The following is a 20,048-nucleotide window of genomic DNA, read 5'->3' as shown; positions in this document are numbered from 1 at the left end:
GATCCAGGCTACTCGCTATTCGCTACTCCCCATTCGCCCCCTGCTTCCTCGCCTTCGCGACCCGCGCGGGCGTCACCAGCAACCCCGCATTGCCCCAGGAATTGCGGATGTAGTTCGTCACGGCCGCGATCTCCTCGTTGGACAATTGCCCGGCATAGCCCGGCATCTCGCCGGTGTTCGGCGCGCGTGGCGTGGTTACGGTGCGGGCGCCGTCGAGGATGATGCGCAAGGTGGAGGAGGGGTTGTTGGATTGCAGCAGCGCATTGCCCGGCAGCGGCGGATAGATGCGCGGGGCGCCCATGCCGTCGGCTTCGTGGCAGGCGACGCAGAGTTTGGCGTAGACCGCCTGGCCGGCTCTCATCTCGGCTTCGTCCGGCGGCGTCACGATGGTCTCGCGCCGTGACGGCGGCAGGCTCTTCAGATACAGCGCGATCGCGCGCACATCGGCATCGCTCATCTTCGAGGTCGAGTTGACGACGACGTCCGCCATCGGTCCGCCGGCATGGCTCCTGGCGTTGCGTCCGCTCTGCAGATACTCCGCAATGTCCGCCTCGCTCCACGATTTCAATCCGGTGCGCGCTGCGCCATCGAGCCGCGGAGCGAACCAGCCCGCGACCTCGTTGCCGGCCAGCGCCTGCGCGTCCCTGTCCGCGCCGAAATAATTCTTCGGGGTATGGCAGGCGCCGCAATGGCCGAGCCCGGTGACGAGATAGCCGCCCCGGTTCCAGGCCGCGCTCTTGCTCTGGTCCGGCTCGAACAGGCCGGGCTTGAAATATATGGCGTTCCAGATCCGCATCAGGCCGCGATAGCCGAATGGCCAGCGCAGCTCCGGCGGCTTGTTGCGGCTCACGACAGGCGCGAGCGTGCCGAGATAGGCGCGGATCGCCAGCGTGTCGTCCTTCGTCATCTTCGTGAAATAAGGATAGGGAAAGGCCGGGTAATAGTTCGAGCCGTCAGGGCCGATGCCATAGCGCAGGGCGCGGGTGAAATCGGCATCTTGCCAGGCGCCGATCCCGGTGTCGCGGTCAGGGGTCAGGTTCGGCGCGTAGATCGCGCCGAAGGGGGTGTCGATGCGCTTGCCGCCCGCGAACGGTCTTGCGGGATCGGCCGTGTGGCAGCCGGCGCAGCCGCCGGCCTCGACCAGCGTCTTGCCGTAGGCGATCAGCTCCGGCGACGGCTCGGCGGCGCGGGCTGCGCTTCCAACTGCACTGCACAACGCCAGGCCGACCACAACCGAGCCAGTCAGAATCGTCCGCATCGAAGCCACTCCTGCGACCAAACGCCCGCATCCGGCACGAGTGGGCGTCCATTCGTTTCACGACGCCGGGGGTATGGTGACACAAATTGAAAACGGCACGCGTGTTTCAGGCCACGAAATTGCGATTTTTACCCGGCGCTCGCTTTGGTCCAGATTTGTGGTGCGGATCGTGAAATATCCGACATAGAGTGGCGGAATTGGTCGGCGCGCCCTAGCTAAAAATAACGGGAAGGCAACGGCTTAAGTGAGCAAGACCTGAACAGGGCGGCAAAAGAGGACAGCATGGGCATCAACCAGGGTCCGATCAGTCTCGATCAAAAATATACCCAGGAGACCGGGCACGTCTTCACCACGGGGATCCAGGCCCTGGTGCGCTTACCGATGGCCCAGATCCGGCGCGACCGCGCCAACGGTCTCAATACCGCGGGCTTCATCTCCGGCTATCGCGGCTCGCCGCTCGGCGGCTACGACCAGCAGCTCTTCGCCGCGCGCAAGCATCTCGAACAGTACAACATCAAGTTCCAGCCTGGCGTGAACGAGGACCTCGCCGCCACCGCCGTCTGGGGCTCGCAGCAGCTCAACCTCTCGCCCGGCGCCAAATATGACGGCGTGGTCGGCATCTGGTACGGCAAGGGCCCCGGCGTCGACCGCTGCGGCGACGTGTTCCGCCACGGCAATGCCGCAGGCTCGGCCAAGAACGGCGGTGTGCTGTGCCTTGCCGGCGACGACCACGGCGCAAAGTCCTCGACCGTCCCGCATCAGTCAGATCACGCCTTCATGTCGGCGCTGATGCCGTATCTCTATCCCTCGAGCATCCACGAGATGATCGAGATGGGCCTGCTCGGCATCGCGATGTCGCGCTATTCGGGCTGCTGGGTCGGCATGAAGGTGATCACCGAGACGGTGGAGACCACCGCCGAGATCGATCTCACCGACGAGATGAAGCCGTTCGTCATCCCCAGCGATTTCGAGCTGCCGCCCGGCGGCCTCAATCTGCGCTGGCCCGATGACCGTTTCGAGCAGGACCGTCGCCTACAGGACTACAAGGGCTTTGCCGCCATCGCCTTTGCGCGCGCCAACAAGGTCAACCGCGTCACCATGGATTCGCCGAACGCCCGCTTCGGCATCATGGCGTCGGGCAAGAGCTATGAGGATGTCCGCCAGGCGCTGCGCGAACTCGGGATCACCGAGGAGGTCGCCGCCAAGATCGGCCTTCGCCTCTACAAGATCGGCATGCCCTGGCCGCTGGAGCCGGAAGGCGTGCGCCAGTTCGCGGTCGGCCTCGAGGAGATCTTCATCGTCGAGGAGCGCCGCGAGATCGTCGAGAACCAGGTCAAGCAGGAGCTGTTCAACTGGCGCGACGACGTCCGCCCGCGCATCGTCGGCAAGATGGACGAGCACGACAAGCGCTTCCTGACCTTCGCCGCCGAGCTCAGTGTGGCCTCGCTTGCCACCTCGCTCACCGAGCGGCTGCTTCGACTTAATCTCAACCCGGAAATTGCGGAGATGCTCCGCGTCAAGGCCGACTGGTTCAACGGCCGCCAGGCGACCCAGATGCAGGCGGTCGCGCCTGTCTCCCGCACGCCTTACTTCTGTTCCGGCTGCCCCCACAACACCTCAACGAAAGTCCCCGAAGGCAGCCGCGCGCTGGCCGGCATCGGCTGTCACTTCATGGCGCTGTGGATGGACCGCTCGACCGAGACGTTCACCCATATGGGCGGCGAGGGCGTACCCTGGGTCGGCATCGCGCCGTTCACCAACGAGAACCACATCTTCGCCAACCTCGGCGACGGCACCTACTTCCACTCCGGCATTCTGGCGATCCGCCAGGCGGTCGCCTCCAAGGCCAACATCACCTACAAGATCCTCTACAACGACGCGGTCGCCATGACGGGCGGCCAGCGCCACGACGGCGATCTTTCGCCGCAGCAGATCACCCACCAGCTCCACGCCGAAGGCATCCGCGAGATCTATCTGGTCTCGGAGGCGCCCGATTCCTATCCGGCCGACACCATCGCGCCCGGCGTGAAGAAATATCACCGCGACGAGCTCGACAGCGTCATGAAGATGTGCCGCGAGTTCAAGGGCACGTCGGCGATCGTGTTCGTGCAGACCTGCGCGGCCGAGAAGCGCCGCCGCCGCAAGCGCGGCCTGATGGAGGATCCGGCGCGCCGCGTCATGATCAACCCGGCCGTCTGCGAAGGCTGCGGCGACTGCTCGGTGCAGTCGAACTGCATCTCGGTCGAGCCGCTGGAGACTGAGTTTGGCCGCAAGCGCGCCATCAACCAGTCGTCGTGCAACAAGGATTATTCCTGCCTGAAGGGGTTCTGCCCGTCCTTCGTCACGGTCGACGGCGGCAAGCCGCGCCACCGCGCGCCGGCGGAGCTGGCCGACATCGGTGAATTGCCCGAGCCGGCCTCGCGCCCCACGCTCGACAAGCCCTACAACATCGCGGTCGGCGGTGTCGGCGGCACCGGCGTGCTCACCATCGGCGCGCTGCTCGGCATGGCCGCCCATATCGAGGGCAAGGCTTCGATGATCCTCGACATGTCGGGCCTGGCGCAGAAGGGTGGGGCGGTGCTCAGCCATGTGCGCCTGTCGGATCATCCGGCGGAGGTGACCTGCTCGCGCATTGTCACCGGCACGGCCGATCTGGTGCTTGCGGCGGATGAAGTGGTCGCGGTCGCCAAGGACACCATCTCGCTCTGCGACTCCAGCCGCACCCGCGGCATCATCAATAGCCACGTCATTCCCACCGCCGATTTCGTCCTCAACCGCGACTTCAACTTCCAGACCCGCAAGCTCAACGCGGTGCTGGAGACGGCGCTGCACAAGGACTCCGTGTTCTTCGACTTCACCAAGCCGGCCGAGCAGCTGCTCGGCGATGCCATCGCCACCAACATGATGATGATGGGTTATGCCTATCAGAAGGGCCTGTTCCCGCTGTCGGCGGAAGCGATCGAGCAGGCGATCGAAGTCAACGGCGTCTCGATCAAGATGAACAAGGAAGCCTTCCGCCTCGGCCGCCTCGCGGTGGTGGATCCCCAGCGTCTTGCCGACATGCTGAAGGGTACGGATGAGGTCGTCGCCCCCAAGACGCTGGATGCGATGACGCTCGACGAGGTCATCGAGCATCGCGTCAAGCATCTGACCGCCTACCAGAATGGCCGGCTGGCAAGACGTTATCGCAAGCTGGTGGATCAGGTCCGCGATGCTGCCAAGCAGGGTGGCTACGGCGATGCACTGCCGCGCGCGGTCGCGGTGAACTATGCCAAGCTGCTGTCCTACAAGGACGAATACGAAGTCGCGCGGCTCTACACCAATGGCGCCTTCGAGCAGCAGCTCCGCGACCAGTTCGAGGGCGACTTCAAGTTCAACTTCAACCTCGCGCCGCCGATTCTGGCGAGCGGCGTCGATGCGCTCGGTCGCCCGAAGAAGCGCGCCTTCGGTCCGTGGATGCTGAACGTCTTCCGCGTCCTGGCGAAGTTCAAATTCCTGCGCGGCACCCCGTTCGACATCTTCGGCCGCAGCGCCGACCGCAAGCTCGAGCGCGACCTGATCGCCGGCTACGAGAAGGACGTCGCCACCGTGCTCGGCCTGTTGTCGCCGGTGACGATCGACACCGCCGTGGAGTTGCTGTCGCTGCCCGACCGCATCCGCGGCTACGGTCCGGTGAAGGAGAAGGCGGTGGCCGACGCCAAGGCGCGCTATGCGCAACTTGCAGCGGATCTTGCCAACCCGCCGCCGGCACCGCGGCAGATCGCAGCGGAGTAGGGCGGTCGCGTAGGGTGGGCAAAGGCGCAAAGCGCCGTGCCCACCACCTCGCGGTAGTTGCGCAAAAGACGTGGGCACGCTTCGCTTTGCCCACCCTACGACACCGTTGCTTGTATTGCCGTCGGGAGAAACACCCACGCGTGGGTCAATCCGTAGTCGCCAAAACATTCCGCTTTACCGAAATTCGGAATTGTCGTATCTGTCCGCCACCTCATCCCCCTCGGAGGGGCGTATCGCGATCGTCACGAAACGCGGGGTGAGCGGCGGTGGACGCGGGCTGCGTCGCGCGAGGCATTGTCTCGTGCACGACGGGGCGTGGTCTTGCGTACGGCAAAATCGTATGGTCCTGACGCCCGCAGGCTGGCGTCAAGTCTTGCGAGCAATCGCAAAGCGACGGGGGCAATAGTGCAACGCTCCCCGGGGAGAGCGCGACATAAGCCGTAAAGCCACTGCGCAGGGAAGGCCGGATGTTTGGCCGCACCTGTATGCCGCTGTGCATCTGTTCTTCGCGCAATTCGCGCGCAGCGGACCGTGGGTGCCCAGCCGGCACCCGGTCTTCCCTGCGCCCTCTGTTTCCGGAGGGAGCGAGACGGACGCAAAACTCGGGCGAGGTGCGTCGCGAGAGGGCGGAAGCATGTCCGCAAGATCAGGTCTCGTGCCCCGGACGCGGCGCAACGCGGAGCGGCGCGCTGCAGAGCCGGGGCCCATCTCGCAACGAGAATGCAGCCGCATGGGTCCCGGCTCTGCGCAGCAACGCTGACGCGTTGCAGGGCGTCCGGGACACGACAGCATTGCCACTTGCGCTCACCCGCTACCCTCTCGCGGGGCGGAATATTTCCGCGCTTGCCAATCCGCCCCTCGCGGTTCAGAAAAACGGGGCAAGAAGAAACGCGAGCGGAGACCTGAGTTTGACCATCAAGGGCAAGGCCTACATTGCCGGGATCTACGAACACCCGACCCGGCATGCGCCGGATAAATCCACCGCCCAGCTCCACGCCGAGGTCGCCAAGGGGGCGATCGAGGATGCGGGGATCAGCAAGGACGACATCGACGGCTATTTCTGCGCGGGCGATGCGCCCGGCGGCGCCTGGCCGATGGTCGATTATCTCGGACTGAACACCAAGAACCTCCGCCATATCGATTCCACCGAGACCGGCGGCTGCTCCTACATCATCCATCTCGGCCATGCCGCCGAGGCGATCGCCGCGGGCAAGTGCTCGATCGCGCTTGTGACGCTGGCCGGCAAGCCGCGCACCGGTGCGATGCCGCCGCGCGCCGCCGGCGCCGAGGTCGATTTCGAATCCGCTTACGGTGCCACCACCCACAATGCCTATGGCATGTGTGCCATGCGCCACATGCACGACTATGGCACCACCTCCGAGCAGCTCGCCTGGATCAAGGTCGCGGCCTCGCATCACGCGCAGTACAATCCGCATGCGATGCTCAAGGACGTCGTCACCGTCGACGACGTGCTGAACTCGCCGATGATCTCCGATCCCCTGCATCGCCTGGATTGCTGCGTCGTCTCCGACGGCGGCGGTGCGATGATCGTGACGACGCCCGAGATCGCCAGGAGCCTGAAGAAGCCGCTGGTGCGCCTGATCGGCCATGGCGAAGCGATGAAGGGCCCGCGCGGCGGCAAGGACCTCGACCTCACGTATTCGGCCGGAATCTGGTCCGGTCCGCGTGCGTTCGAGGAAGCCGGCATCACGCCGAAGGACATCAAGTACGCCTCGATCTACGACAGCTTCACCATCACGGTGCTGATGCAGCTCGAAGACCTCGGCTTCTGCAAGAAGGGCGAGGGCGGCAAGTTCGTCGCCGACGGCAACTTGATCTCGGGCGTCGGCAAGCTGCCGTTCAACACCGACGGCGGCGGCCTCTGCAGCAACCATCCCGTCAACCGCGGCGGCATGACCAAGATCCTCGAGGCCGTGCGCCAGCTGCGCGGCGAGGCGCATCCGAAGGTGCAGGTCAAGAATTGCGACCTCGCCATCGCCCACGGCACCGGCGGCCTCCTGGGCGTCCGCCACGCCGCCTCGACGGCCATTCTGGAGCGCGTGTGATGAGCGAGACGAAGAAATATCCGGCCCCGGTGACCAATCCTGAGACCGCTGCGTTCTGGGATGCGGCCAAGCAAGGCAAGTTCATGATCAAGCGCTGCACCGCCTGCGGCGAGGCGCACTACTTCCCGCGCTCGATCTGTCCGTTCTGCTACTCCGACAAGACGGTGTGGGAAGAGGCGTCGGGCGAGGGCACGATCTATACCTGGAGCCTGATGCGGAAGTCGCCGACCGGTCCCTACGCCATCGGCTACGTCACGCTGAAGGAGGGTCCGTCGGTGCAGACCAATTTCGTCGATTGCGATCTCGAGAAGCTCAAGATCGGCCAGAAGGTGAAGGTGGTGTTCAAGCCAACCGACGGCGCGCCGCTGCCGTTCTTCACGCCTGCTTGATGCGAAGCGCGATGTAACCCTCTCCCCTTGTGGGAGAGGGTGGCAGCCGAAGGCTGCCGGGTGAGGGGTCTCTCTCCACACGAGAAGTGTCACTGCGGAGCTAACCCCTCACCCCAGTGAGTTTATTGCAAGGGCGGTGCAGCCCGCTCCCACAAGGGGAGAGGGCACATTAACGAGCGCCGGCGCTTGCTGAGAAATTTGCCGGAGAGGAAACAGAAAAGATGTCCGCCAGATACGACGAGCTCAAATCCCTCAAGAACATCGGCCAGAAATACGCCTACACCGACCGCGAAGTGATGCTCTATGCCTACGGCATCGGGCTCGGCGCCGATCCCATGGACGAGAACGAGCTCGCGTTCGTCAACGAGGGCACGTTCACGCCGCGGCCGCTCAAGGTGGTGCCGACCTTCGCTTCGGTCGCGGCCTGGGGCTCGGGCCCGGGCGAGATGAACCTCAACCGCGTCATGGTGGTCGACGGCGAGCGCGACATCACCTTCCACCAGCCGCTGCCGGTGGCTGCGAACATCACCGCCGATTCCTCCGTGCTCGAGATCTACGACAAGGGCAAGGACAAGGGCGTTGTCATCGTGCACCAGACCGTGCTGAAGAACGAGAAAGGCGAGAAGCTGGCAACGCTGGTCGCCTCGCGCTTCGCCCGCGGCGACGGCGGCTTCGGCGGGCCGAACCTGACCCAGCCCGACCCGCACAAGATCCCCTCCCGTGCGCCCGACAAGACCATCGACATCACGACGCGCCCCGATCAGGCGCTGGTCTATCGTCTCTGCGGCGATCGCAACCCGCTGCACTCCGATCCGGAGTTCGCAAAGAAGGCCGGCTTCCCGCGCCCGATCCTGCACGGCATGTGCACCTACGGCATCACCTGCCGCGGTGTGCTGCAGACCTATGCCGACTACGACGCCAGCGCGTTCCGCCAGCACGTCGCGCGGTTCTCTTCGCCGGTCTATCCCGGCGAGACCGTGACCATGGATCTCTGGAAGGACGGCAACACGATCTCGTTCGAGGCCAAGGTGAAGTCCCGCGGCGTCACCGTGATCAAGAACGGCAAGACCGTGCTGGGTTAGGGACGATCTCGTGCCCCGGACGCAGCGCAACGCCCCTGGCGATGCGAAGCATCGTCCAGTGCGGTGCGCTGCGTCCGGGGCCCAGAAAGCCCAGGCGAAGAAAGAACTGGGTCCCGGCTCTGCGACGCAGCGTTTCACGCTGCATCGCGTCCGGGACACGCAAAAAATAAAAACAAACAGGGAGAAGCCACCATGGGACTGCTCGACGGCAAGGTTGCGCTGATCACCGGTGCGGGCGGGGGGCTCGGCGAGGCCTACGCAAAACTGTTCGCGCGGGAGGGGGCCTCGGTGGTCGTCAACGACCTCGGCGGGCCCCGTGACGGTTCCGGCGCCGACAAGTCCATGGCGCAGCAGGTCGTGGACGCGATCAAGGCCGAGGGCGGCAAGGCGGTCGCCAACGGCGCCGATATCTCCACCATGGAAGGTGGCCAGTCGGTGTTCGACGACGCCATCAAGCATTTCGGCCGTGCCGACATCCTCGTCAACAATGCCGGCATTTTGCGCGACCAGACCTTCGCCAAGGCCTCCGAGGCCGACTGGGACAAGGTCATCAAGGTTCATCTCAAGGGCACCTTTTGTTGCACCCTGCCGGTGTTTCGCTGGATGCGGGAAAACGGCGGTGGCGTCATCGTCAATACCTCCTCGACATCCGGGCTGATCGGCAATTTCGGCCAAAGCAACTACGGTGCGGCCAAGGGCGGCATCTGGGGCCTGTCCAACGTGCTGGCGATCGAGGGCCGCAAGTACAACATCCGGGTCTGGACCCTGGCCCCGGGCGCCCTGACCCGTATGACCGCAGACCTGCCCCGCTATAAGGAGAACCCGGGGGCGGCGCTGGGGCCGGACGGCATCGCGCCGGCCGTGCTATACATGGTCAGCGATTTGTCGGGCGACCAGACCGGCAAGGTGCTGGGCGTGTCCGGGCCCCGCGGCGTGCGCGAAATGCGGATGATGGAGATGGAAGGCTGGAAACCGCCGCATTCGGGCTGGAACGCCCAGGACATCGTCGATCACGCCAAGGAGATCTTCTTCTCCGAGGAGCAGATCAAGATGGGCGCGCGGCGGTTTTAGCTACACTGTCATTCCGGGGCGCGACGAAGTCGCGAGCTATGATACGCAATTGCGTATCTGAGAATCCATAACCCCGACTTGTGGTTATGGATTCCGGGCCTGTCCCTTCGGGCCATCCCGGAATGACGAGCAGAGAAAGACGAGACTGATGAAACTCACCGCCGACGCCAAGGGCACTTTCGCAATCGCGCCGACGCCGTTCCATGACGACGGCCGCATCGACGAGCGCTCGATCGACCGCTTGACCGACTTCTACGAGGAAGTCGGCTGCGACGGCGTCACGGTGCTGGGCATCCTCGGCGAGGCCCCGAAGCTCGATGCTGCCGAGGCCGAGCAGGTGGCGGTGCGCTACGTCAAGCGCGCGAAGAAGATGCAGGTCATCGTCGGCGTCTCTGCGCCGGGCTTTGCCACCATGCGCTCGCTGGCCAAGGCTTCGATGGACGCAGGCGCCGCCGGCGTGATGATCGCGCCGCCGCCGAGCTTGCGCACCGACGACCAGATCATCGGCTACTTCAAGCAGGCGGCCGAGGCGATCGGCCCCGACGTGCCCTGGGTGCTCCAGGATTATCCGCTCACCTTGCAGGTGGTGTTCACACCGTCCGTGATCCGCAAGATCGTCATGGACAATCCGAACTGCGTGATGCTCAAGCACGAGGACTGGCCGGGCCTGGAGAAGATCTCGACGCTGCGCGGCTTCCAGAAGGACGGCTCGCTCCGTCCGCTGTCGATCCTCTGCGGCAATGGCGGCACCTTCCTAGACTTCGAAATGGAGCGTGGCGCCGACGGCGCCATGACCGGCTACGCCTTCCCGGAACTCCTGATCGACGTCGTCAACCTCTCCATGGCCGGCAAGCGCGATGCCGCGCATGACATCTTCGACGCCCATCTGCCGCTGATCCGCTACGAGCAACAGCCCGGCGTCGGCCTGACCGTGCGCAAATACGTGCTGCAGAAGCGCGGCATCATCGCCTCCAGCGCGCAGCGCAAGCCTGGCGCGACGATCACGGCGACGGCGAAGGCCGAGGTCGACTATCTCTTGTCGCGCGTCGCCCGTTTCGACAAGCGCGCCAATCTCGGCCCGCAATCCAGCGCCGCAGGCTAGTTGCATGGCCGAGACATCAGCATCACGCCCGGCCTCGACGATCCTCCTGCTGCGCGATGGCGCAGAGGCCGGCGGCAACAGCCGCGGCGAGATCGAGGTCTTCATGATGGTTCGCCATCATCAGATCGAGTTCAACTCGGGCGCGCTGGTGTTTCCCGGCGGCAGCGTCGATGCCGGCGACAACGAGATCGTGGCCCATGCGGACCTCTATTCGGGCGGCGAGGGCTTGAGCGAGGCGGACCGCGGTTTCCGTATTGCCGCGATCCGCGAGACATTCGAGGAGAGCGGCATCCTGCTGGCGCGATCCAGGGACACGGGCGCTCCCGTCGATGCCAGGCGTGCCGGCGAGATCGCCGACGCGCACCGCATCCCGCTCAACGAGCACAAGATCAGCTTCCTGAACATTCTGGCCGACAACAAGCTTCAGCTGGCGCTCGACACGCTGGTGCCTTACGCGCACTGGATCACGCCGGAGGGCATGCCGAAGCGTTTCGACACCTGGTTCTTCCTGGCAGCCGCACCGCCGGACCAACTCGGCGCCCATGACGGCCGGGAGTCCACCGACTCGATCTGGGTCTCGCCGCGCGAGGCGGTGGAGGGTGGCGAAAGCGGCCGCTTCAAGCTGCCGTTCCCGACCACGCGCAACCTGATCCGGCTGGCAAAGCAGCCGACGGTGCAGGCCGCGATGGAGCACGCCCGCAGCCTGTCCATCGTTACGGTGATGCCGGTCATGACCAAGACCGATACCGGCCGTCAGCTCCGTATTCCCCGCGAGGCCGGCTATGACGGCGAGGTGTTCGAGGTCGGGGCGCTCGGCTAATACACTTCGACGTCTGCCGAAGTATTGAGGGCCGCGGTCGCGCTAGGTTCCGTCCATCATGAAGGACGGAGCCAGTCGATGAATGTCAGGCAGGACACCCACATCGCCGTCGAGCTGGCGCTGCTGGTCGCGCTTGCGACGCTGTGGGGTGGCTCCTACACGTTCATCAAGCTGGGCGTTGCCACCATTCCCCCGATCACGCTGATCGCGGCGCGAACCGCGATCGCCGGCCTCCTGCTGCTCGGCGTCATGGCGGCACGTGGCATCAGGATGCCCAGCGACGCCGCGACCTGGCGGCGCTTCGCCTTCCAGGCCGTGCTCAACAGCGTCGTCCCCTGGACGCTGATCGCCTGGGGCGAGCGCCATGTCGATGCCGCCCTCGCCACCATCCTCAACTCGGCCGGGCCGATCTTCACCTTCCTGCTCACGGCCGTCGTCACCCGCCACGAGGCGACGCCTCCGCGGAAACTGTTCGGCGTGGTGGCGGGGATGGCCGGCATCCTGCTGATCGTCGGCGTCGATGCCTTCCACGACGTCGGCGACAGCCTCCTCGCAGAGGCCGCCATCGTCGCCGCCACCATCTGCTACGCATGCGCCGCGATCTTCGGCCGCAGCTTTGGGCGCCTCGATCCGATGGCGCCGGCTGCCGGCTCGCTGCTGGCCGGGGCCGCCGTCCTGATCCCGGCCTCGCTCGTGGTCGAGCAGCCCTGGACGCTGTCGCCGTCGCTGAGCTCCGTGCTGGCGTTGCTTGCGCTCGCCGTGTTCTCGACGGCCGCGGCGTTTGCGATCTACTTCCGCCTGATCCAGACCCTGGGTTCGGTCGGCACCACCGCGCAGGCCTATCTCCGGGTGCCCATTGGCGTGGCCATCAGCGTCGCCTTCCTCGGCGAGAGCCTGAGCCGGACCGCCTGGGTTGGGCTGGCCTGCGTCGTCCTCGGTGTCGCCGCCATGACGATCCCGGCCCGGCGGCTTGCGCGCGTCAAACCGTCATAGGGCGGGAAGGGGCTCCGGGACCGCGATATTAAGCATCATCGGCCTCCGGAGGCATGTTCCCCCCGGGCGGCAATACGTCGTATATTGGGCCTCCAATAGCTCGGTCCTCTCATCACCCCAATGTCCGCCGAATTGACGCCGATCCCTGAGAAAAAGCGAACCTTCTCGCTCTCCATCGGCCAGCTCACCTTCGGCAGCTTCCTGTTGGTGCTGGCGGTGATCATCGTCACCTCGACCGCGAGCGTGATCGCGATCCGGCACATCGACACGACCTTCGCCGAGCTGCAGCGGCTCCAGAGCGTCGGCGACCTTGCCGAGGACATTGACCGCCGCATGAACGAGCTGCGGCTCGCCGCGCGCGACTTCGTCACCGATCCCGGTGCCGGCATCCAGTTCCAGCAGGTGGGCGAGGCGGCCTCGACGCTCAGCGACATCCTGAAAAAGACCCGTATCGAGCTCGCGCCCGAGCAGCAGGACATGATCGACGGGGTCACCGAGCGCCTCGCGACCTATCGGACCGGCCTCGAGCGGATCTCGACCCTGATCGACCGCCGCGCCCAGCTGCTCGCCGGCCTGCCGCCTTTGCGCGAACGGTTCGATGCGGCGGTCTCCGGCACCGCCGATCGGGAGCTGGCCTCGCGCCTGTCGGAGACCCAGAGCCGCATCGCGCTCGGGCTGCTCGCGCGCAACCCGTCCGCCGCGGAGCAGGCCGCCCAGAACATGCGGGCACTGGACATCGGCGATGCCAGGCTGAAGGAAGCGGTGAACGACTATGCCGAAGCCATCATGGCGGTGGCCGTCCGCGAGCGGCAGATCGCCGATATCGACCGCGAGGTGCTGGGAACCGAGGGGCGGCTGATCGGCCGCGTCACCGAATTGCTGCGCGAAGTCAGCGACCGGCGCGGCCATGTGCTGTCGCGCGACTTTGCCCGCACGCTGACGGAGGCGCGATGGCAGAGCATCGTGCTCGGCAGCATCGGCGTTCTGATCGGCATTCTCGCGGCCGGCTTCGTGGTGCGGCGGACGGTTCGTCCGCTCGCTCAGATCGCACGCTCCATCCGCGCGCTTGCGGCGGGCCGGAAAGACACCTCGATCCCGTCGGCCGACCTCGACAACGAGATCGGCGACATCGCGCGGGCCGCCGAAGTCTTCCGCCGCGCGCTGGAGGAGGCCGACACGGCACGCGAGGCGGCGGTGCACGCGCTCACCGAGCAGCGCCTCGCCGAAGAGAGCTACCGGAAGCTGTTCGAGGGCTCGATCGACGGCATCTACGTGACGACTCCGGCCGGCGAGCTCCTCAACGCCAATCCGGCGCTGGCGCGGATGATGGGCTACGACAGCCCGCAGCACCTCATCGCCAGCATCAACGACATCGCCCACACGATCTACGTCCATCCCGAGGCGCGCGCCGAATACCAGCGGCTGATGGCGCGTGACGGCATGGTGCGCGAATTCGAGTATCAGGTGCGCCAGCGCAGCGGCGACATCCTGTGGCTTTCCGACAGCGCCACCGGCGTGCGGGACGAGGCGGGCAACATCGTCCGCTACGAGGGCACGCTGCGCGACATCACCGACCAGAAGCGGGCGGAAGACGCCATCGCCGAAGGCCGGCGCCTGCTCCAGCAGGTCATCGACACCGTTCCGGCGGTGATCAATGTCAAGGACCGCGACCTGCGCTACGTGCTGATGAACCGCTACATGGCCGGCATCTTCGGCATCGAGCCCGGCGATGCGCTCGGCCGCACCACGGCGGACCTGATGTCGCGCTATGGCGCGGCCAAGACCGACGAGAACGACAAGCGCGTGCTGGCGCTGCGGAAGGGGCTCGGCTTCTACGAGGAGGAGTACAAGGACGTCTCCGGCAACATGCGGCAATGGCTCGTCAACAAGCTGCCGCTGCTCGATGCCGAGGGCGAGATCGAGCGCATCGTGACCGTCGCGCTCGACATCGGCGAGCGCAAGCGCGGCGAGCAGGAGATGCGCAAGGCCAAGGAAGCCGCCGAGACGGCGCTGCGCAATCTGCGCGAGACCCAGGCCTCGCTGATCGAGGCCGAGAAGCTCGCCGCGCTCGGGCGCCTCGTTGCCGGCGTCGCCCACGAGGTCAACAATCCCGTCGGCATCAGCCTCACCGTCGCCTCCGCGCTGGAGCGCAAGACCGCGATGTTCACCGCCGAGGTCGAGCGCGGCGAGCTCCGCCGCTCCACGCTCAACGATTTCCTCAGCACCAGCCGCGATGCGTCCTCGCAGCTCGTTTCCAATCTCAACCGCGCCGCCGAGCTGATCCAGTCGTTCAAGCAGGTCGCCGCCGACCGCAACTATTCGGACCAGCGCACGTTCGATCTCGGCGACCTCACCGAGCAGGTGGTGATGAGCCTGCGACCAGGCCTGCGCAAGCACAATCTGACGCTCAATGTCGAGTGCCAGCCCGATCTCGCCATGAACAGCTATCCGGGCCCCTATGGCCAGGTGCTGACCAATCTGTTCCTCAACTCGGTGGCGCACGCCTTCCCGGACGGCCGGCCGGGAACGATCGACATCCAGGTGCGGGAGTCCGGCAAGGACAATGTCGAGATCATCTTCTCCGACAATGGCTGCGGCATGTCGCTCGACGTTCGCCGCCGCGCCTTCGATCCGTTCTTCACAACGCGGCGCGACCAGGGCGGCACCGGCCTCGGATTGCACATCGTGTACAGCATCGTCACCAACCGGCTCGGCGGGCGGCTCGATCTCGATTCCGAGCCGGGCGGCGGCACGCGCATCCAGATGATCTTGCCTCGCGTGGCGCCGCTGGAGCAGGCGGCCGAATAGCTAGTCGACGTCAGCGAGCTTGTGCAGGGTCGCGCCGAAGATCAGGCTGGCCTTGCCGACCAGCGCCGTGCCCGTCATCTCCGCGCGCGTGTCGGTGTAGGTGCCGCTGACACCGATGCCGACCGGGGCTGGGCCGCCGAACAGCGGATTGTCGTCACCCCGCGGCGAGGTGTGCCGCTGCACCAGCACCTCGCCTTTGAAGGTGGTGTCGTCCTTCACCACGTAGCTGCCGGTGTAATAGAGGTAGGCATCGCCGCCAAGAATCTTGCCGTCGCGAAAAAGGATCACGCCGCTACCCTTGCCGGCTCGACCATCGAGCAGGGTCACGTGAATCGAATAAAGGCCGTTCTTCATAACGTCCCACGGGCCGGCCGCCATCGCCCAATGGCGTAACCGGTCCGGCATTTATGCCAAAGCGTCTCGCAACGCGCAACGCGGCAGTTTGCCGGCCGGCCGCGGAGGGTTGTCGCCGTGAGCCGTAATTGTCCCGACTTGTGCGTGACGCCGTCATGACGGCCTGATGATGCGGCGGGGCCGGTCGTTGCGAATCAGAGTTGGCCCGCAGATCTATTCGGAAAACCGCTGCGCAATTATCCCGATCATGCTTTAGCCGCGTTGGCTGCATGTTGCCCGGTGGGTCGACGCGGCATGCGCGGTGTCAGGTATATTTTGTGTCCCGCTCGAGCAGCTCGATGGAGATGCCTTCGGGGCCGCGGATGAAGCAGATGCGCACCCCGGGCCGGATCGTGGTCGGCTCGCGCGTGAAGGTGACGCCCTTGGCCTTGATCTCGGCCGCGACGGCATCGATGTCCTTCACCGTCAGCCCGAAATGGTCGAGGCCCTGATGCGGGTGCGGAGGCGGCGGGTTGACCGCGCCGTCGCCCTCGAGCGGCGCGATGAAGATCCTGGCACCGCCAAGATTCACGTCGATCCGTCCCGGCGCGTGGACGATCTCGCCACCGAGGATGTCCCGCAGCCAGGCTGCGGTCGCCTCCGGATCGGGGCTGCGCAGGTGGACGTGATCCCAAGTGACGACTGGCATTTCGATGTCTCCCGATGCTGCTTCGCGATATTGCAGTGCATGTTAGCGGCCGTGGTCGGCGATCGCCACCGTCCTTGCCGGATTCGCAAGCGGGCGGGAACCTTAGGTCGTCTTCCGGATTAAGGTAAGCAGTGGCCCATTCCGTCGTCCGACGGCTTCGGCTGCGATCGGTGAAGCAAATGAACGCCAGGCTCGACCGGATCGGATTGGGGCGCTTTGCCGGGACCGGCGAGCGACTGGCGCGGGCCGTCACGATCGCGAGCGTCTCATTCGGCCGCAGCCTGCTGTGGATGCTGGCCGCCATCATCGTCGGCTGCGGCGTCTGGATGCTGCTGCCTCTGTCCAAAGGCAACAGCGCCGAGCAGGTCAGGTCGGAGGTGGCAGCCGTCGAGACGGCTCCTTCGGACGATCCGGCCGCGTTGGCGTCGCTGGCTTCCGAAGCTCAGGTCCCGGCCATGGCGGACCTTGGTCGTCTCAGGATTTCTTCGCAGACCTGGCGTCGCGGCGGCCTCGGCTCGAAAGCCTTGGTGACGTTCACGCTGCGAAACGACAATGACTATGCCGTAAAGGATGTCGAGATCGTCTGCGCCTTCGCGCGGCGTGATGGTAGCCATCTCACCGATCGCAGTCGCGTGCTGGCCGACCCTGTCGGCATGAAGAGCCGCAAGACCTTCGCGCGGATACCCGTCGGCTTCGTCAACGTGAATGCTGATCAGGCGAAATGTTCGTTGGTTGCGGCACGCCGCGCATAAAGGCCGCATGTTCCGGTAGCGGAAAAGTTACCCTCCGCGGCACTCCGCGACCCCTTGGCCAAGAAACTTCGCGTCGCCATTTGAACCGAACGGCTGGGCCAGGAACCAATTGAGAGATCGCCTGTTGAGGCGGAGAGCCCACGCGGGGATGCGGGGGGCGGAGCGCGGCCAATGCCAATCTTTCGATATTTCGTCTTCGTCGGTGGAGCTTTGCTCGCACTGCTGCTCGCAGTGGACTTCGTTCTGCCATCGCAGCCGGTCGCGCAGGCCGTCGCCACAACCGTAAGCAATGACCAGCCGCTGATCCGGATTCGCTCCAACCGCCACCTGCCCGAGCGCGTCGTGCTCGACACCACCCAGCCCACGATCAGGCCGCCTGCGGTGACAACCGCCGCTGTCGTTGCGCCTCAGCCGCCGGTGCAGGACAGCACGGCAGCCCTCGCCGAGATGTCGGCCAAGGCTCGGGTGCGCGAGACGTTCGCCCAGTTCACGCCGGGAGCACCGAAGGCGGGCGCCGCCGCAGCGACCAAGGCGGATGCCAAGCCGCAGGTTCAAGCGAACGCCCAGCCTGCTCAGGCGCCTCAGGCGCAGCCGCCGAAGCGCAAGACCGCCAGGGCGTATTCGGCACCGCAACAGCAGGACCGGCCGATGATGGTCGCGCAGCGCCCGCAATTCGGCTTCTTCGGCAACACCTGGTAAGAACGCTACGCCCCGCTTCGAAACGAGGCGGGGAGGGCTTTTTATTGGTCAGCCTCTCTGCTAATTCCAATCCATCCGAACGCCGATCGGAGCGCTGGCTTGGCCAGCCGCGGTGCGGCGTTTCCCGGTTCTGGCCCGATCGGGCCCAGGCGCTCGTAGCTCAGCTGGATAGAGCATCGGATTTCGATTCCGAGGGTCGGAGGTTCGAATCCTTCCGAGCGCGCCAGACCTCATTGGCGTTCCAGATATGTCCCGAACCGGAGCTGAGGGGCCGCGCACCGTCGCAAGGGCTCGCTGGGTCAGTCAGCCCTAGCGGACGCCGCTTTGCCGTCCACGCGCCAGCGTGTCGGAGGGCATCTCGTGGAAGATCGCGCGGTAGGCCGCGGCAAATTCACCCAGATGATGGAAGCCCTGGGCGCGCGCACACGTGGCGACCGTGGCGCCGCCGCCCCTGAGGAGGCGGGCGCGGGTCGCCCACAGCCTCTTGAGCCGGATGTACTGGTGCAGGCTCATGCCCCGCACCCTGCTCACCGCCCCGCCGAGCGTCCGGATCGAGACGCCGAACTCGCCGGCGAGATCGGCGGTATAGATCGGCGCGGTGGGACGGGCCGCGACGTACTCGTCGATCCGCTGCACGAGCTTGATCGCCCGCTCGGCCTGCACCGAGGCGCTCAGGTCCGACATCGAATCGATCCGAAACAGATCGTCGAGCGCGAGCAGCAAGCCCTCCTGGAGATGGAGCGCAACCTCGGTGGTTTCGAACAGGAGCGGCTGCACCGAGGCGGTCCGCAGGATGTCGAGCAGGAGCTGCCGCGTGTGGAGCAGGGCGGGCCGGTTTGCGACACGGGCCCGCAGATCGTCGGCGCGATCGAGCCAGCCCCGGTCTTCCAGCTCGGGGGAGAAGATGATCATGGCATAATGATTGGTCTGCGGCTCGACGAAATGGCATTCATCGCTGCCGCGGAGCGCAATGAAGAAGCGCGCATCGAGATCCAGGCCCTTGAAGTTGGCCTGAAGATCGTCGGTCATCGGCAGGATCACCATCCCGCCTGGCATCCGATAGGCCGTGTCCAGGATGCGCGCGAACGATCTCATCATGATGATGCGGCACGCCGGAAGGGAGACGACGGCACGGACCGCGGCGAAGCTCGGGATGTCGAGCGGAATGCTTCGGGCGTCCTCCATCGACTCGATCGGTCGAAACGCGTCGACGTCGGCAAAGCCGATCAGCTGAAGCGCTGAGGACGGAGTGAGAGCGTCGAACAACATGGGTCTGGCTGCCGCCGAAATGTGACAATCAAATGAACGTCGATGCATCGCCATCAATGGCGAAACATCGCGTTCCAGTAAATCGAATTTCAGGCCGTAGTATTGCGGACATCATGCCATAATGTCCATCGGATCAATGTCACGGTCCACGCTCCTGGCCCATCGGCCTTCCGGTAGCGAGGTCGACGAAGTGCAGCCGCGGGCAGACGGGGCAGGCAAAGGATGCAAAGCTTCGCCCCTCCGTTCTCTCCTGCTTCTCTAGATGCGTCTGCACGTTCATGCCCGTCTCGGGGCATCGAAAGACGATCAACTCGGCCATCGCCATAGAATGACGGTGTGGGCAGTTTCATCTTTGATCTGGATCAGTCTTGCCATCGCCCCGGGGCTGGCGACAACGGCGCAAGATGTTATCTCGCAAAAGCGAGGGGCCCCGGAGGGCCCCTTCACATGTTACCAGCGGCGATAGCCGTAATAGCGCGGGCCGTAATAGCGTGGCCCGTAATAGCGCGGCGGCCCATAATATCGAGGCCGGTAATACGGCCGGGGCCCGTAATAGCCATAGTAGTTCGGGCGCCACCAGCAGCGCCCCCAGACGTCGCAGACCATACGCACCTGCTCGACGCCGGCGACGTCAGGTGTTGCAGGCTTGGGTGCGATAGGCATGGCGGACGCCGTCGGCGATGTCGCCAGGGCACCGAGCAGGGCACCGAACAGGCTTGCGGCGACGAGGCCAATCTTGCGAGTCATGATGTCTTCCTCCGCTTACGGACAACAGGATATCGAAGGTGTTCGGATCAAATTGTGGCGGAGCCGAAATGTAATGCTGATGAACAGATCTTCAGCAGACCCGCCCGGTCGGGCTGGCCCTGGCCGCATGGCCAATGCCGTGCCGACCTTGATCCTGCGCAATTCGCAAGTCTGCC

General features: G+C 65.4%; 16 protein-coding genes and 1 tRNA gene. 12 read left to right on the top strand and 5 right to left on the bottom strand.

Going from position 1 to position 20,048, the window contains the following annotated elements; all coding sequences use genetic code 11:
• Positions 1–22: 22 nt before the first annotated feature.
• Complete coding sequence (locus tag DCM79_RS14960) at positions 23–1,258, bottom strand: cytochrome c (protein ID WP_257180508.1); 1,236 nt, start codon at positions 1,256–1,258, stop codon at positions 23–25.
• A 282-nt stretch (positions 1,259–1,540) separates the two neighbouring features.
• Between DCM79_RS14960 and DCM79_RS14955 the strand changes: the two genes are divergently transcribed.
• The 9 genes from DCM79_RS14955 to DCM79_RS14915 all read left to right on the top strand — a co-directional run bounded on the left by DCM79_RS14955 (position 1,541) and on the right by DCM79_RS14915 (position 15,363).
• Positions 1,541–5,032 (top strand): indolepyruvate ferredoxin oxidoreductase family protein, encoded by a 3,492-nt coding sequence (locus DCM79_RS14955; protein WP_257180507.1) that lies wholly within the window; start codon positions 1,541–1,543, stop codon positions 5,030–5,032.
• A gap of 908 nt (positions 5,033–5,940) precedes the next feature.
• Positions 5,941–7,098 (top strand): thiolase domain-containing protein, encoded by a 1,158-nt coding sequence (locus DCM79_RS14950; protein WP_257180506.1) that lies wholly within the window; start codon positions 5,941–5,943, stop codon positions 7,096–7,098.
• Positions 7,098–7,487: a Zn-ribbon domain-containing OB-fold protein gene (locus DCM79_RS14945; protein WP_018322310.1), complete on the top strand. Its 390-nt coding sequence runs from the start codon at positions 7,098–7,100 to the stop codon at positions 7,485–7,487. The genes DCM79_RS14950 and DCM79_RS14945 overlap by 1 nt, the downstream gene beginning before the upstream one ends.
• 221 nt (positions 7,488–7,708) lie before the next feature.
• Positions 7,709–8,569 carry a MaoC family dehydratase gene (locus DCM79_RS14940; RefSeq protein ID WP_257180505.1) on the top strand — a complete coding sequence of 287 codons (861 nt, stop codon included), beginning with the start codon at positions 7,709–7,711 and terminating at the stop codon, positions 8,567–8,569.
• 192 nt (positions 8,570–8,761) lie between these two features.
• Complete coding sequence (locus DCM79_RS14935) at positions 8,762–9,640, top strand: SDR family oxidoreductase (RefSeq protein ID WP_257180504.1); 879 nt, start codon at positions 8,762–8,764, stop codon at positions 9,638–9,640.
• A gap of 148 nt (positions 9,641–9,788) precedes the next feature.
• Positions 9,789–10,742 (top strand): dihydrodipicolinate synthase family protein, encoded by a 954-nt coding sequence (locus tag DCM79_RS14930; RefSeq protein WP_257180503.1) that lies wholly within the window; start codon positions 9,789–9,791, stop codon positions 10,740–10,742.
• 4 nt (positions 10,743–10,746) lie between these two features.
• Positions 10,747–11,562 (top strand): NUDIX hydrolase, encoded by an 816-nt coding sequence (locus DCM79_RS14925; RefSeq protein WP_257180502.1) that lies wholly within the window; start codon positions 10,747–10,749, stop codon positions 11,560–11,562.
• 78 nt (positions 11,563–11,640) lie between these two features.
• Positions 11,641–12,555, top strand: coding sequence for a DMT family transporter (locus DCM79_RS14920; protein ID WP_257180501.1), 915 nt, complete (start codon positions 11,641–11,643; stop codon positions 12,553–12,555).
• A gap of 120 nt (positions 12,556–12,675) precedes the next feature.
• On the top strand, positions 12,676–15,363 hold the full coding sequence (locus DCM79_RS14915) for a PAS domain S-box protein (protein ID WP_257180500.1): 2,688 nt from the start codon (positions 12,676–12,678) through the stop codon (positions 15,361–15,363).
• Here DCM79_RS14915 and DCM79_RS14910 read toward each other — a convergent pair whose 3' ends face one another.
• Both DCM79_RS14910 and DCM79_RS14905 read right to left on the bottom strand, forming a co-directional pair.
• Entirely contained in the window at positions 15,364–15,717 is a 354-nt protein-coding gene (locus tag DCM79_RS14910; protein ID WP_028136971.1) for a GrlR family regulatory protein, read from the bottom strand.
• Between the two features lie 304 nt (positions 15,718–16,021).
• Positions 16,022–16,405, bottom strand: coding sequence for a VOC family protein (locus tag DCM79_RS14905; RefSeq protein ID WP_028136969.1), 384 nt, complete (start codon positions 16,403–16,405; stop codon positions 16,022–16,024).
• 179 nt (positions 16,406–16,584) lie between these two features.
• Here DCM79_RS14905 and DCM79_RS14900 point away from each other — a divergent pair, with 179 nt between their 5' ends.
• The 3 genes from DCM79_RS14900 to DCM79_RS14890 all read left to right on the top strand — a co-directional run bounded on the left by DCM79_RS14900 (position 16,585) and on the right by DCM79_RS14890 (position 18,082).
• Positions 16,585–17,157, top strand: a complete 573-nt coding sequence (locus DCM79_RS14900; protein WP_257180499.1) for a hypothetical protein — start codon at positions 16,585–16,587, stop codon at positions 17,155–17,157.
• 171 nt (positions 17,158–17,328) lie between these two features.
• The gene (locus DCM79_RS14895) at positions 17,329–17,856 is read left to right on the top strand and encodes a hypothetical protein (protein WP_257180498.1); all 528 of its coding nucleotides are present in this window, start codon (positions 17,329–17,331) and stop codon (positions 17,854–17,856) included.
• Positions 17,857–18,005: 149 nt separating this feature from the next.
• Positions 18,006–18,082, top strand: a tRNA-Arg gene (locus DCM79_RS14890).
• An 83-nt stretch (positions 18,083–18,165) separates the two neighbouring features.
• Here the strand turns inward: DCM79_RS14890 and DCM79_RS14885 are convergent.
• Both DCM79_RS14885 and DCM79_RS14875 read right to left on the bottom strand, forming a co-directional pair.
• The gene (locus DCM79_RS14885) at positions 18,166–19,125 is read right to left on the bottom strand and encodes an AraC family transcriptional regulator (RefSeq protein ID WP_257180497.1); all 960 of its coding nucleotides are present in this window, start codon (positions 19,123–19,125) and stop codon (positions 18,166–18,168) included.
• Between the two features lie 450 nt (positions 19,126–19,575).
• Positions 19,576–19,872 carry a hypothetical protein gene (locus DCM79_RS14875; RefSeq protein ID WP_257180495.1) on the bottom strand — a complete coding sequence of 99 codons (297 nt, stop codon included), beginning with the start codon at positions 19,870–19,872 and terminating at the stop codon, positions 19,576–19,578.
• Positions 19,873–20,048: the final 176 nt, after the last annotated feature.

It is taken from the genome of Bradyrhizobium sp. WBOS07, assembly GCF_024585165.1.
Taxonomy (GTDB): domain Bacteria; phylum Pseudomonadota; class Alphaproteobacteria; order Rhizobiales; family Xanthobacteraceae; genus Bradyrhizobium; species Bradyrhizobium japonicum_B.
Note: the sequence above shows the minus strand (reverse complement) of the source record. Positions and strands in the feature narration are given on the sequence as shown.